The sequence below is a fragment of the Huijunlia imazamoxiresistens genome, assembly GCF_037132455.1.
Taxonomy (GTDB): Bacteria; Bacteroidota; Bacteroidia; order Chitinophagales; family Chitinophagaceae; genus Flavisolibacter; species Flavisolibacter imazamoxiresistens.
Genome location: NZ_JBBBEI010000001.1, coordinates 194,311 through 209,095, shown reverse-complemented (window position 1 = coordinate 209,095; position 14,785 = coordinate 194,311). Strand labels below are relative to the sequence as shown.

Genomic DNA, 14,785 nt, shown 5'->3' with positions numbered 1-14,785 from the left:
GTTCCATTGCTTAACCTATAAAAAACATTTCTATGGCGGACAACAAGAATCAAAGAAACACACAAGAGAATTCCGGACGCAGTTCTAATCGGGGGTTTGCTTCTATGGACCCACAACGTCAAAGAGAAATTGCCCGTGAGGGCGGACGCGCCGCGCACAAACAAGGTGTAGCGCACGAGTGGACTTCAGAAGAAGCAAGAAATGCGGGTAGAAAAGGCGGCCAAAGTTCCCGTGGCGGTGGCCGCGGCCAGCGTAGTTCGGAAAACAATAAAAGTCGCGGTGAAAATGAAAACCGCTCGTAATTCAACTAATAAAGTTAGACAAGGAAAAGCCCGGCTGTATGGCCGGGCTTTTCCTTTTGGCCCCTCCTCCTTATCCCTGCACTCGTTCAAGAGGGCGATACCCCGCCATTTTGTAGGTGCCAACGACCTCCCCTTCCGAGAGCAGGGAAGTGGTTTGCACGCCCCCTTTGGCAGGCAGCAGGTTGGGAGAAAGGATGGTGCTGGAGCCTTTTGCCAGAGCAAACAACTGTTCTGTCGACAGGGTAAGCACCAAAAAGCAACCAAGCGCCGGAAGTAGATTTTTCCGCATGGTTTAAAGTTTGCGGCGAAACTATCCGGGCAATGTTACGGTTGTGCTATCGAACGGCTACCAAACTATTAGCTCTTCAATAATCACCCCTTCTAAAATAAAAGGGGCCCCGCCGTTCCACCAAGCTGGCCAGGATGTTGCCAGGGGAATTAGACGTGCATCCGGGACCGCTCCCCGGGCTCCTTATCCACTCTTGGTTCCTGATGGGTATGCATAAAAAAACGCACCTCCGGCCCCTTTCCATTGGAAAAGAGGCCTGGGATGCGTTTTTGGGTGATCCATCATTTAAAAACAGGCGTAAAGGTTTCCATAGTCACCGCACGATCCCGCATGACTAAGGTATCGTTGGTGGAAACATGCATGTTCTGGCTGGACAAATCAACCGTATAATTTAAATATAAAGCGTCACGGTCTTTATTTCCCCAACTGTTTTTGTCGCCTTTTTTCACAAACCTGCCGGAACCGGAGGCCGTTACGCCGGTGGTTGCCGATGCAACCGTGCAGTTACCGGAAGCATCAAAGGTGAGTTGCAACGTACAAGGGACATTGGTGCCGCCGGCATTTTTAAATACGACAGGGAAATGAAGCTTGCTCAGTGAAGCGGAGGAAAGCTTATTCACTTCGTCGTTTTCAACATAGGGCTTATGCCGAACCAGTGTTTGCTGCACACTTCCCGTAATGACGTCCGTACCCCGGCGCAGGTAGTTGCCATGCCAGGGGTTGACATACTTGAGCGCATAAAGAACAAAGTCGCGGGGCTTGATCACCCAGTGGGCATCAATGGAACGGTTGGGATTGGCAACAGAGGAAACGCCGCGAAGAATGGAGTCGCCCCCTTTTGCATTGCCCATAACCAGGGGAAGGGCATAGGTATTGACCAGCGATAAGGGATCGTCAAAGAAAGCATCCGTCAGCTGCACTTCCACGCCTCCCAGGATACTTCCTTTAGGAATGGTAATCTCGTTGGACGCCAGCTTATAATAATGGGAAGGCAAAGGGATCACCTTACTGCCATTGGCGGAAAAATAAAGGTTGTTGCAAAGCGATTCATCTACCGAAACGCCCACCACGACATCCTTTTTATTTTCCCGCACGCCTCCCATGGTGGCTTTCACCAGCACCTTGCGTTCATTATCCAGGGAGTTGTCGACAAATAAATCCTCACCCAGCTCAACGGTTCGTACGGGGAACTGCGAACCAAAATAAAGGGTCTGGTAGTCAAAATCGGAGAACGTATTTTCCTGGTTTTTCGTACAGGCTGCCAGGGTGCCCGCAGCGATCGCCAGTCCTGCAAGTATCTTAAAGGTTTTCATGTTTTTTTTAATCATTTAAATGTTCAATCAATAATTACCTCCAGCCCTTGTTCTGAACCAGGTTGCTGTATTTCAGCACTTCCGAAAACGGCATGGGCCCGTAATTCATATACACATCGTAGGACCGGCTTTCCACCTCGAAAGGACGGTACTCGGTTGCCTGCACATCCATGCCCCTGGCCGCCTCGTTGAGGCTGGATTTCCAGCGGCGGAGGTCCCAGAAACGGAAGCTTTCAAAGCATAATTCCAGGCGGCGCTCATTGCGGATCAGGGCACGCATCCGCTCCTTGTCGCCTTTGCATTCTTCCAGGTAGGCGTCCCCGTTGGTGGTACCCACCCCTGCCCTTTTGCGGATCGCTTTGATTACATCGTAGGCAGAATAGCTATGGGTGCCGCTCCCCGTGGGGCCCCAGGCCTCGTTGGCGGCCTCGGCATAGGCCAGGAACAGCTCGGTATAGCGGATCCGGGGCACGTAATGGTTTTTCCCGGTAGTGGAGGCGGGGTTCCGGTTGACATCCATCCGGAGCCGCTTTTTCATGTAATAGCCCGTACGCGTGGAGGTTTCCCGAACGTTGATCCCGTTATCGGACCCGGACTGGCTGCCGGTAGCTATGACCTGGTTGCCTACACCGGCGGCACTTCCATTGTAAATAATATACTTCGAAAACCGCGGATCCCTGCCCGCATAGGGGCTGGCGGGGTTGAAATTGCTGTTGGGATGGCCGATCGGGTAACCATTGGCCATGGGGAAAGCGTCTACCAGGTTCTGGGTGGGATTCATGTTCCCGCTGCCGAACAGGGTAGGCGGAAAGTGTTGCGCTTCCTGGTCGCTGTTGTTGGTCAGGACATTTTCCCTCCAGATGATCTCCGCCGGGTTGGCACCCCCGCTCAGCCCGTCAATCTCGCTGTTGTTGGCATAGTAGGTCACCCCCGAAGCAGGCAGCCCGTTGACGCCCCCTTTGTAATCGATCACCGCCGCCGCATAGTCGGCCGCATCCGCCCAGCTGCTGGTATGGGAAGGGTGCTGGAAGGAAGGACTGGCCGCCAGCAAGGCCACGCGTGCCCGGAAGGACTTCGCGATCAGTCCATTGAACAACTGGCGGGAATACTGCCCCATCACCCGGTTATACACTTCCGGCTTTTGCGTGAGCCCCCGAAAACGCTCGGGGATCTGGCCGGCGGAACTGATATCGGCATATTCCAGGGGCAGGTTCGCTTCGGCACTATCCAGGTCCTTGTAAATCTGCTGCACGCAGGCCGCAAAACCGGCACGGGGCTGGTTGACATCCGACTCGATGGTCTGCAGCTGTGTCAGGATCGGCACGCCCAGCAGCTGGCCGTCCTCGGTAAGCCCGCCATGCGCACGTAACAGGAAGTACATATACAGCGCCCGCAGGCCAAAGGCTTCTCCCTTCATCCGCCTGTTAAACAGCTTCGCCGCCGCCGTATCGGCCGCCCACATTACCTTATCCGCGTTTTCCAGGAAAAGGTTCACGTACTGGATCGCGCCATAAGAGGGGTTCCAGACCGAAACCGGGTTGTTGGCAGCGGTCCACGACCCCGTAGCCATTTGCAAAAAGGCGTGGTTGCGCTGGTTGGTCACCGCATCATCGGTGGCATAGTCACTGTTGTCGTAATAAGCGGGAATGGACCGGTAGGCATTCATGAGAAAGCCTTGTGCATAGTTGGCATCCGTATACATCTGGTCGATCGACTTGAGGTTTTCCGGGTCTGCGGTCAGCTCCTTTTTGCAACTGGCAAAACCGAGCACCGTCAGCCCGATAAGGATTACTTTAATTTTCATACAATTATCTCTTTATGCGGTTCATTAAAAGGAAGCCCGGAGACCCAGGTTATAAAAACGGTATTGGGGGGCGGCTCCTACATTCGTTTCCATCAGTTTACGATCTTTGGAGAGCACCAGCAGGTTATCACCCTGCGCGTATACGCTGACGTTCTGAACGACCTTGTTGTGGAAAAGGCGCCCTTTCAGATCGCAGGTAAGCTGAACCCTGCTGAGGTTAAAACGGTTGGTTTTGTACATCCAAAAAGTGGAATGCTGAAAATTGTTGTTGCCGGCGGTGGTCGTCAGGCGCGGGTAGGTAGCGGTGTTCTTGTTGGCTTCCTGCCAGCGGCCCCATACCTCGTCCGAGAATTTGCCGGTGCCCCTCACCCAGAAATAAGTACTGTTCTTAAAGCCCACCGCACCGGTTTGTCCGTTGCCCAGGGCAAACAGGGTAAGGTTTTTCCATTTCAACGTAAGGTTCAGGCCGTAGGTAAGCGGAGCGGCGGCCCAGCCGTTATGTCCCAGGTCCACCTGGTCCTTATTGTCGATCAGCCCATCCCCGTTCACGTCCTTGTATTTGATGTCACCCGGCTTCACCGTACCGCCAAAGGTTTGAACGGCATGGCGGTTGATTTCATCCTGGCTTTGGAATAGCCCTTCGCTGATGTATCCCCAATAGGCATCCAGGCTGCGGCCCGCCCGGTACTGGTAGGCATCCTGGTACACTTCATCCCTGCGCACGGCCCGGGAAGAAAAATACATACCCGAAACGCCCAACGCGTATTTCACCTGTCCCAGCTCGCTATTCAGGTTCACGGAAAAGTCCACTCCCGAACGCCGGTCGTTATTGTAGTTCAGCCAGGGACGGAAATCACCCGAACCGGTAAAATAGGACGGGAACAAGGTGACGCCCCTTGTCAGCAGCCCATTGGTGTTCTGTAAAAAGTAGTTCGCATTGAGGTTGAGGAGCCGGTGAAAGAGCGAGGCGTCCAGCCCGGCCCGGACCTCGTTGCGCTGAACGAAGGTGAGGTTCGGGTTGTCTCCCCGGCCGGAAAGCGTGGTAAACCCGCCGGAAGCCCCGTCCCGCCAGGGATACCACCCGCCCAGGCTGCTGTTATTGCCGTAAAAGCCCGCATACAAATAATAATCCGTAGGAGTGGTGCCATCCGGCCGGAAACCGGTAATGTCCAGGTCCTGGTTCAGGGAGGCGTAGGAAGCGGAAAGATGGAGGTTGTCGACAAAGGAAACATTGTTTTTGAAAAATCCTTCATCGCTGATGCGCCAACCCATCGTCAGTGTGGGTGAGAGGGCGCCGCGCCTGCCTTCCGGCAACTTGGCAGAGTGCACCCATGCGCCGGAGAAATCCAGGTAATATTTCCTGCGATAGTTGTAGCCCGCCTGGAAACCCAGGTTCGTATTGCGGATCGGGTGGTAATCGCTTCCCCCTTCGTTATCGGGGTCGCTGGATAATTGCGTCCGGTACATCCAGCCCAGCAAGGCGGCCGTCACCTGGTGCTTTTCGGAAAGGGTACGCTCATAGTTGAATTGCGACCGCAGCGACATGGTCTGGGAATACGTCGTCTGCCCGATGGATTCATTGGTGGTATTCAGGTCGTTGTTGTACTTTTTGAGGGAAGTGATCACATCCCGGCCGTTTACCCGGGACCAGGAAGGTTCATATACCGCGTACGCCACCTGGTAGGCTTCGGAATACAGGGAGGTATAATCCATGCTGTAACCGGCTTTGAAGGACAGCCCTTTCAGCAGGGAACCCAGGTCGGCCCGCGCCCCCAAATTATAGAGGAAGGTACGGTTCTTCCGCTTGATATAGCCGGCGGCCAGCATATCGGAAAACGCATTGGTCTGATCCGTGGAGAGCCCGCCTAAAAGGTACTTCCCGTCGATCACATGGTTGCTGTTTTCCACCAGGGTTTGCAGCGCCGCATTGGAACTGTCCAGCATGCCAACGGGGACCAGGGGCGAGAACCAGTTCGGGCGCATCGTTGCGGAGGTGCCCCAGAAGTTGCCCCTGCCGGCGTAGTTATTGGAAATAACGGCGGCGGCATCCGTAGACGCCGTCAGCCATTTGGAAAGATTCATGTCCACGTTCGCCCGAACGTTGAAGGCCAGGTCGTTGTTCTTTTTCTGGTCCCCGTAATTCATGAGGCTGTTGTTATAGGACAGGCCGATGTTGGTATAATAGCGGGCCATGTCATTGCCGCCGGAAATTTCGGTGGTGAGATCGGATCGTGAATACGCCTTTTTCAGGTAGTCGGAATGGAAATAATCGATCTCGGGATACTTGTAAGGGTTGAGGCCGGCCCTGGTGCTGTCAATGGCCCCCTGCGTATACCTTTCGGCAATGCCGTCGTTGCGGCTGGCCTCGTTATACAGGGTCATGTAATCCGCGGACTTCAGGTAACCGGGATACCCTTTCGGAACAAAAACTCCGGTATTGGCCCGCACATCAATGCTCAGGGGCTTCACACCGCCTCTTTTGGTGGTGATGAGCACCGCACCTTTGGACGCGTTGCTTCCGTACAGCACCACGGCACTGGCGCCTTTGAGCACGGTAATGGATTCCACCTCCACCAGGCGCACATCGGAAGCCCGGCGGGGTACGCCGTCCACCAGGATCAGCGGTTCCTGGCCCCATACATTCCCGGTATAGCCGCCCACGAAGCTCTGGAGGTTGTCGAGGCTGTTGGTGCCATAACTTTTTTTCAGCAGTTCGGTCACGTTGACCACGGAAACGCCACCGGTAAGCTCTTTTTGGGCCACCGTTCCAAACGCTACCTGTACCAGACTATCCTTTCGATCCTGCGCCTGCAGCTGCAGCACGCCGGAACAGCAAAGCAGGAAAAGGCAGGAGCGGGTTTTTATTTTTAATTTTTTCATTTAATAAACTCTTTTTTTAGTTACCAACCGGGGTTCTGCTTAAAATCCAGGTACATGTTGACATCGCTGGCAAGAAAGGGGAACCAGTAATGACGTTGCCCCAACTGCCGTTCAAACAGCACCCGTTCCCGGAAATTCTTCACACGTGCGTTCCTGGGGTTCGCATAGATGTCATTGTTCGGACTGTCCCGGTCGAATTCAATGGCCTTTTTCAGCGTGTAGGGCCGCTCGGTTAACAGCAGCCAGCGCCGCAGGTCCACAAAACGGTGGCCTTCAAAAGCGAGCTCCACGGCACGCTCCCTCCTGTATTCATTCCGGAACGCCTCCTGCGAGGCCAGGAACCGGTCGGCTACAGGACCCACGCCCAATCCGGGCCTGTTCCGTACGAAATTCACCGCCTCCACGGCCGTTTTCCCATAGGCGGGTGCCTTGCCCGTGGGCGCATTATAGCCTTCCGATGCCGCCTCCGCATACAACAGGTACACATCCGACAAACGCATCAGGCTCAATACGACGGTATTGTTATCGCGGTACCCATCCCAGTCGTTCACCAGCTTGGACGCGAACTTGGACATCATGTACCCGGTAAACACGGCTTTGGTAGGATTATCCGTCCGGTACAGGCCACCGGTAAACAGGCTGGCATACTGCCGGAGGGGATTGTTCCCCACCCGGGAGGCATCATTCACCGCCTTTTCGCCGTCGAACATGATATCATGGTAAAAGCGGGGGTCCCTGTTTTTCCAGGGGTACTGGGGATCATAACCGGATACCGGGTCGGCCTTTTCCGGGTCCGTGATGGGGAGGCCGTTGGCCATTCCATAATAATCCACGTAGTTGGCGGTGGGATACACCTTGATGCCGGAACCGTTGATGGTCATCGGGCGGTAATCATTGATCTGGTTCCAGCGAAAGCGCCCGGTGGCGCCCGCCAGGTTTTCGACAAAAATGGCTTCTTCCAGGCCGGGAATTTTACCATTCTGGTTCCATGTGTAGAAGAGCTGGGTATATTGGGAAAAATCCGCCAGCTTGTAGCGTCCGGTAGCTTCCGTAAGCTGCAGGCCCTGCGCCAATACATCCGCGGCTTTTTTGCAATAATCCGCCTGGTAGGCGCTGCTACCGGTGGATTCCCGGTTCATCAACGGGCTGCCGGCGAAGAGCAGGTTCTTGCCCAGGTAGGCAAGCGCCATGATCTTATTGATGCGGAAATTGTTGTTTCCCCTTGTCTGCGCCCCTGCGGTGGTCTCATCCCAGTTTACCGGGAGCAGGTCTGCGGCCTTTTGTAAATCCGCCGACACTTTATCTGCCGTTGCCTGGTAATTTAACCTCGGAAGTTTGGGCGTCTGGTCGGTGGGCAATACCGTATCGATATAAGGAAGCCCGCCCCAATACTGCATCAGCATGAAATGATACCAGCCCCGGAAAAAATACAACTGGCCGGCGATCAGGTTCTTTTCCTCTTCGGTGGCTTCGGTCAGTAAATCGAGGTTGGCGATGCCGATGTTGGCCTTGCGGATGGCATACCAGGACAGTCCCCAGAGGTTGCCTTTATTGGCATTATTCTGATTGGAGGGGCTGCCGCCGTTTTTGAACCAGGAGCCGAAGATGGCACTGTTCCATCCCCAATAATCGCCCAGGTCGATGTTATAAGCCATCAAACGGGTTTCGGTAGGCTCCCACATTTCATCATCACCGAAATTCCAGTTGTTATGCGAGCCCACAGCGGTCAGCAACGGCAGGCTGCTGTATAATTCCTCGGTAAAACCCTGGAAGTTCCGGAAATTCTTGAACGATTCGGTTTCATTGATATCGGTAAGCGGCGACTTGTCCAGGTACTTGTTGCAGGAGCCGAGCACCAGGGTGAGGCCCAACGCCATCGCGAAGGGGATGACGATTGATTGTATATATTTTCTCATGGTTACAGGAAATTTATAAGGTGATGTCGATACCTAAATTGTAACGTCTTACCGTGGGGTAGGCACCGCCGCCGGAGCCGCCGGAGAAGTTCGATTCCCGGTCATCCGGCATTTTGGTCCACAGCAGCAGGTTGTTTCCGTTTACGTACACCCGGCAGGATTTCATACCCAGTTTGTTGATGCGCTTCGCAGGGATCGCATACCCGACTTCCGCATTCTTCAGACGCAGGTAGGAGCCATCATACAGGTAACGGGTTCCGTCGCCGCCGGCGGCATTCAGGGAAGACCAGCGGGGCAGCGGTACGTCGCCGCCGCCATTTTCCTTCGTCCAGTAGGCGCCTTCCACAAACGCCACATTGGAACCGGAATAGGTGTTAAACGTGGGAAAGGCCACTTCACGGGTTACGTTATTGACCCCATAGAACTGCACAAATACGCTCAGTCCTTTCCAGTCCATCCCCACCGTGGCGTTGTAGGAATTCTGCGGGGAGCCGCTGTATTCGAAGGGAGCCCGGTCATACTGGTCGATGATGCCGTCACCGTTAAAATCGATAATGTTGTAGTCGCCGGGCAACTTATTCTGGTTGTTGGTGGTGCGCTGGGTACTGCCATACAGGTCATCCCAGCTTTGGAGGTAACCGTAATTCAAATAAGAGCGGGTCTGTCCCAGCACCTGGCCGGCATTCTTCTGGTATTCGGGCAGCAGCTCGGGATCATCACGGAAGACGGTTTTATTTTCCGCATGGGTCATATTGGTGTTGGCCCAAACGTGGAGTCCTTTGCCGAACGTATGGTTGAGCCTCAGTTCCATTTCATAGCCCTTGCCTTTTACCTTCCCGAGGTTGGCCTTGGGCGCCGCCACACCAAAATAGGTGGGAATGGCACGGGCGCCGCCATCAATGATGATATCGCTTCTTTCGTCGCCGAATACATCCACGCTCCCTGCAATTTTTCCGTTCAGGAAAGAATAATCAACACCCAGGTTGCGTTTGACCACCGACTCCCAGGAAATGTTCGGATTACCCAGCTGGCTGATCCGGTAAAAGGTATAGGGCGTATTGGCGATCGGGCTGCCCATTTGTGCATTTTCGCCAAAGACCCATTGGTCGCGGTAGAGCCAGCGACCGCTAACATTGTCATCGCCTACCCTGCCCCAGGAGCCGCGCACCTTTAATAAATTGATGAAAGGAAGGGGCCTCATGAATTTTTCGTTGCTGATCGTCCACCCGCCCGAAAAGGAAGGAAAGAAGGCGAAGCGGTAGTCGGGGCCGAATTTTTCCGAACCGTTGTAGGCACCGTTGACTTCGACAAAATACCTTGTATCATAGTTGTAGGTGGCGCGAAAAACCCAGTCTTCCCGGAAGTGGAAAAACTCACTGCCGGAGGCGAACTTTTCCCGCTGCAGCAGTCCCAGCGCGGACACGTCGTGCTTGCCGAACCGGCGGGCATAGTTCAACTGCAGCATGTAGTTCGAGCGGCGGTAGGTGGCGCCGCGGTCCACGGACCCGGCCTGGTTGGCCCAGCGCACCGGGTCGTAATAATCCAGCTGCGTCCCTGTATTCACCGGGGTTTCATAGATGACGTTCCCTGTTTCCGGGTCGATCCACTTGCGTTGCGGGCCATTGAACTGGTCATTGATGCCCCGCCCGTTTTCCCGGAAGCTATTATCCAGCGAAAGGCTGCCCCGGAAATCCAGCCCCTTTAATAACTGGTCCAGGTCCTGCTGCAGCACAAAATCCGTGGTCAGCTGGGTGTTCGTTCTTTTCTCTATGCCCGAAACGGCCAGGCTGTAAACGGAGTTCGGCACATCTGCGTTCCGGGGCGCAAAATACCCCCAGGTTCCATCCGAGTATATGGGGCGCATCGCCTCCGGGGAGCTGCGGTAGGCGGAAGCCCAGTAAGCGCCATCACCATCCAGCCCTCCCCAGGGTCCTTTACGCACCCCGTTGGAGCCAAACAGCCTCGTGGTGAACTTGGTGGTTTTGGTAAGGTTGAAATCCAGGTTGCTGCGTACATTGGTACGGGTGTATCCATAACCCGACTCGTACCCCCTTCCATTCTGAAAGGTTTTGAACAGATCCCCTTCATACACCAGGTCCACCGCCGCGAAATACGTGACGAATTTGGACCCGCCCGATACATTCGCACTCGTATTGTACGACCGGGCGCTGCTCTTGAACAATTCCTTTTCCCAGTCCACGTTGGGATACCGGTCCCATTCCTCGCTATTGGCAGGATTGCGGTATTTATTAATAATATCCTGGGCCTTATAAGCGGCCCAGCCGGCAGGTGCCGCCATCAGTTCCCGCTCAATTACCGTATTCTTGAGGGTAAGGGCATCATACGCATCGTATTTTTCGGGCAGCCTGGAGGCGACCTTCGTGGTCATATTGGACCGGATGCGGATGCTGGGTTTTCCGGCCACCCCTTTCTTGGTCGTAATCAGGATGACCCCGTTGGCGCCTTTTACGCCGAAAACGGCCGTGGCAGAGGCATCTTTCAAAATGGAAACGCTTTCCACCGAAGTCATGTCGATGGTGTTCAGGGCACCGGGGCGCTCGACGCCGTCCACGAGGATGAGCGGGGCACTGTTGTTCCAGGAAGTTTGGGCCCGTATGAGCACCTGGGGGTCCTCACCGCCCGGCATACCGGTGGAGGAGGTGGTTACCAGGCCGGGCAGGTTGCCGGTCAGGGCCATGCCCAGGTTGGTGACGCCGCCGGTTTGTTCCAGCACTTTGCCGGAAGTCTGCGAGATGGCGCCCACCACACTTTGTTTCTTTTGCTTGCCATAACCCACCACCACCACGGCATCTAATTCAGCGGTGCTGTCTTTTAAGGTAATCGCGATACTTTTCTGATCCGTAAGGATCACTTCCTGTGTGATCTTTCCAATATAACTGATCACCAGCACCTTTTTCCCCGCAGGCACGGACAAGGAAAACTTACCCTCATGATCCGTTACCGTATTGACCGTGGTCTGCTTGACCTGGACGGTAGATCCCACCACCGGGTTGGCCTCACTATTGAGCACCACCCCTTGTACGATCCGTGCATTTTGCGCCGAAAGTGGCGAGGTGACAGCCGTTGCGGCAAGCACGACCATCGATAAAAAAATACATTTCCATAATTTAATAGCAAGTAACATTAGGAGTCATTTTAATGGAGATAATTAGTAGTGACAGCATAAGGAAGCAGCAAGCGTGCTTTCGTTGTTTTTCTACGGATCAAAGCTTGACTTGAAGCAAAAAATCAGGAAGGAAATAATGGGGATCCATCTGCAGTGTAGCCTGCTTAAGGCCGTTTGTCGGGGAATTCTGATCATGTCGTTTGGTTACTTATTAAATGATAATATGGTTCACCAAACCAGCAGGCTGGAATGGCAAGGCTAATCGTTACCGGAGGTGTTAAAATTCGAAGAAAGGCTGCTGGAAAGCGGGCAAATTTGTCCCGGATACTATCAAAAATGTATCGCTTAACAGGGAAAGAGGAAGCCTGGTAGTAGCGTATCATGAATGGCAAACTGAAATTTTCTGTTCAGCCCTGCGTAAAACCTCTCCCCCGCCACGCCGGGGGCGTGGCGGGGGAGAGGTTTTACGCAGGGCTGAACAGATACCAGGATTTTATAGATACCAAAGGGCAAAAAAAATGGGCTGCCCCTTAGGAGCAACCCATCTACATCATTCTCGTCCGCCTGGCGGTTAGCTATTCTTTTCCGACTTCAGCCTGCCCTGGTAGGCCAGGGGCGTTTTTCCGAATTGTTTCAGGAAATTCTTGCCGAAGACCGTATGCGAGCTATACCCTACCCTGTAGGCTATTTCACTGATCCTGCAGGTTCCTTCTTCCAGCAGGGAAGCCGCCCGCTGCAGCCGGATAACATGAATGAGCTTCTTCGGCGGCAGGTTCGATATGGTCTTTATTTTCCGGTACAAAACCGCCCGGCTCATGTACAGGCTCCTGGCCAGTTTCTCCACATCCAGTTCGGGATCTTCCAGGTGGGCATCTATGGCTTCCGCCAGCTTTGCCCGGAAGGCACCCTCCGCATGCGGGTGCAAGGAATGCCTGTTCAGCGTACCATTCATGCTCAAATGAAGTTGATTTTTATTTGCCGGCTTGCAGTTGCAAAATGGTGACGGAATAAGCATCCAGCATCCGGGTAAATACCGGTGCAACGCCCTTTATTTTGGAAGTAGCCGGCACGATCTTTACCGGGTCGGTGATGCTGTTGGTATCTTCCGGCTTATCGCCCTTGATCACCACCATGGTGGCGTCCGGTGCTACCTTGGCCGCTCCTTTTAAGTTGATCTCTACCGGCTGCTGTTTGCCGGTTGTATTGACCACCTTCAAATAGACCGTGCCCGTTTTCGCATCTTTCGTAGCGGAATAAAATACGGTCGGAACCGCCTTGGGCGCCCGGTTCTCGGCACTGTCCCTGCGGCTCAGCGGCCGGTTTTGGGTCGGTATGTTTTCCGCCGTCACCGGTACGATCTTATTGCCCAGAAACTGGCTGAACAGGGCCTGTACGTAATAAGAGGGCGAGCCATAGCTGGACAGGGCATTATAGCCGATCAGGTCGGAATCCCATTGCCAGGCCTTGGGCGCCGTGGCGGTGGCGGTGTTCACGTTTACGAACAGGGGCGCATAACAGGACATGATCACGTGGTCCGAATTGCGCTCCATGCCCGTCATCCAGGCGGCATCGCCCAGGGCCGCATTCAGGTTGGTCGTGGGCACCCCTTCCCGGGTGGCCCATTCGCCCACAAAGATCTTCGGACCCTTGCGGTCGTAGGTATCGTACTGGGCGGCGTTTTCATACATGTCCCAGGCGTTGCGGTAATAATGCTCGTCGAGTACGGCCGGCTTTTTACCCGAAGTCACTTTCAGGTTCGGGTATTGGGCGTCGGCTATGGAGGAGACGCATACCAGCCGGGGATACTTTTTTTCAATGGCTTCCCGGAACTGGCGGAAACGGCCGTCATAGCTGCCCGTTCTGTCGAACCAGTCTTCGTTGCCAATTTCCACGTAGGTCATTTTAAACGGCGCGGGGTGGCCGTCCGCGGCACGTTTGGCGCCCCAATACGTGTTTACATCGCCCATCACGTATTCAATTTCATCCAGCGCATCTTCTACATAAGGCTTTAAGAGCGGGCCTGCATCGATGTGGTCGCCGTTCAGGGAATAACCGGCATACACGCCCAGTACGGGCTCCGCGCCGATATCCTCGCACCACAGTAAAAATTCCAGCAATCCCATTCCATCCGTAGGACGGTAGCCCCACGAACCCCGGTGTCCCGGCCGGTTGTCGACCGGTCCCAGTGTTTGTTTCCACGGAAAGGCATCGGTCAGCAAGGGGCCTTCCAGGAAGTTGCCGCCCGGGAACCGCAAAAACTTCGGCTTCATGTCCACCATCATCTTCATCAGGTCCGGACGGTTGCCGTTGGGCCGGTCCTTATAGGTGGGCGGGAACAGGGAAACCAGGTTGAAATAATAAAGCCCCGTACGGTTGGTGGAGATCACGAAGCGGGCATCGGCGGTGGGGGGCACAGTGGCCGCCGTGGTCAGGGTCAGCTCATATTTCTTCCAGAAAGAGCTCTTTTCCAGGTTCACGGTGCCGGAGGCATACACCGTTTTGCCGTCGCTGCTTTCCAGGGTTACGGTTAACGGGCCCGCCGTATGGTCGTCAATGACCGGTGCTGGGGGCTGGGTGGCCTGCTGCCCGCCGGGGCGGCGCGGCGGCTGGATGCTGCCGCCGCCTTTCAGGTAGAAAGAGGCCTTGTACGCAGTGGAGGGCTTTACCGGTATGCCCCAATAACCTTCGTTGGCGATCCCTACCCATCCGCCGGCCTTTTCCACGGTCAGCCGCAGGCAGGTGGTCAGCGCCCCGTTGATGGCATGCCGCCGTTCGTCGAATGGAATATTCTCCTGGGTGGGAGCGACCAGCTTAATGGCCGCTTTTGACTGCACCGTGTCTTCATTTACCAGGCTCCAGGCTTCCGGCTTGGAGGGATTGTCTTTAAAGATCCGGTTCCGGATTAATTCCGCGTACAAGCCGCCGTCGTACGAATGGTTGATTTCCTCCGTCATCAATCCATACAGCATCGGGCTGACGGCAGCACCGGGTTTGGTAAAATCCAGTGTCAGCTTCGGCGTTTGCGCATGGGCCCTGGTAAGGGTGCCTCCCAGTGCCGCCAGGCAAAAACCCATCCCCAACAAACTTTTTCGAACGATTTCCTTTTTCATAAATTCCTTAAAGTAGTAAATAATGAGGGTGATCCTCCTGTGAT

General features: G+C 54.6%; 9 protein-coding genes. 1 reads left to right on the top strand and 8 read right to left on the bottom strand.

Going from position 1 to position 14,785, the window contains the following annotated elements; genetic code table 11:
• The first annotated feature begins 32 nt into the window (after nt 1–32).
• Nucleotides 33–302 carry a KGG domain-containing protein gene (locus V9K67_RS00540; protein WP_336719310.1) on the top strand — a complete coding sequence of 90 codons (270 nt, stop codon included), beginning with the start codon at nt 33–35 and terminating at the stop codon, nt 300–302.
• A 70-nt stretch (nt 303–372) separates the two neighbouring features.
• On the opposite strand, the gene V9K67_RS00535 is transcribed toward V9K67_RS00540, so the two are convergent.
• The 8 genes from V9K67_RS00535 to V9K67_RS00500 form a co-directional block, all read right to left on the bottom strand.
• Nucleotides 373–591 carry a hypothetical protein gene (locus V9K67_RS00535; protein ID WP_336719308.1) on the bottom strand — a complete coding sequence of 73 codons (219 nt, stop codon included), beginning with the start codon at nt 589–591 and terminating at the stop codon, nt 373–375.
• A 281-nt stretch (nt 592–872) separates the two neighbouring features.
• Entirely contained in the window at nt 873–1,904 is a 1,032-nt protein-coding gene (locus tag V9K67_RS00530; protein WP_336719307.1) for a DUF5627 domain-containing protein, read from the bottom strand.
• 34 nt (nt 1,905–1,938) lie between these two features.
• Entirely contained in the window at nt 1,939–3,708 is a 1,770-nt protein-coding gene (locus V9K67_RS00525) for a RagB/SusD family nutrient uptake outer membrane protein (RefSeq protein ID WP_336719306.1), read from the bottom strand.
• Nucleotides 3,709–3,732: 24 nt separating this feature from the next.
• Nucleotides 3,733–6,588 (bottom strand): SusC/RagA family TonB-linked outer membrane protein, encoded by a 2,856-nt coding sequence (locus V9K67_RS00520; protein WP_336719305.1) that lies wholly within the window; start codon nt 6,586–6,588, stop codon nt 3,733–3,735.
• Between the two features lie 20 nt (nt 6,589–6,608).
• Nucleotides 6,609–8,504, bottom strand: a complete 1,896-nt coding sequence (locus tag V9K67_RS00515; protein WP_336719304.1) for a RagB/SusD family nutrient uptake outer membrane protein — start codon at nt 8,502–8,504, stop codon at nt 6,609–6,611.
• A 13-nt stretch (nt 8,505–8,517) separates the two neighbouring features.
• On the bottom strand, nt 8,518–11,607 hold the full coding sequence (locus V9K67_RS00510; protein ID WP_336719303.1) for a SusC/RagA family TonB-linked outer membrane protein: 3,090 nt from the start codon (nt 11,605–11,607) through the stop codon (nt 8,518–8,520).
• Nucleotides 11,608–12,202: 595 nt separating this feature from the next.
• A complete protein-coding gene (locus tag V9K67_RS00505) occupies nt 12,203–12,583 on the bottom strand; it encodes a helix-turn-helix transcriptional regulator (RefSeq protein WP_336719302.1) in 381 nt (126 codons plus the stop codon).
• A gap of 19 nt (nt 12,584–12,602) precedes the next feature.
• Nucleotides 12,603–14,741, bottom strand: coding sequence for an alpha-L-arabinofuranosidase C-terminal domain-containing protein (locus V9K67_RS00500; RefSeq protein WP_336719301.1), 2,139 nt, complete (start codon nt 14,739–14,741; stop codon nt 12,603–12,605).
• Nucleotides 14,742–14,785 lie beyond the last annotated feature (44 nt).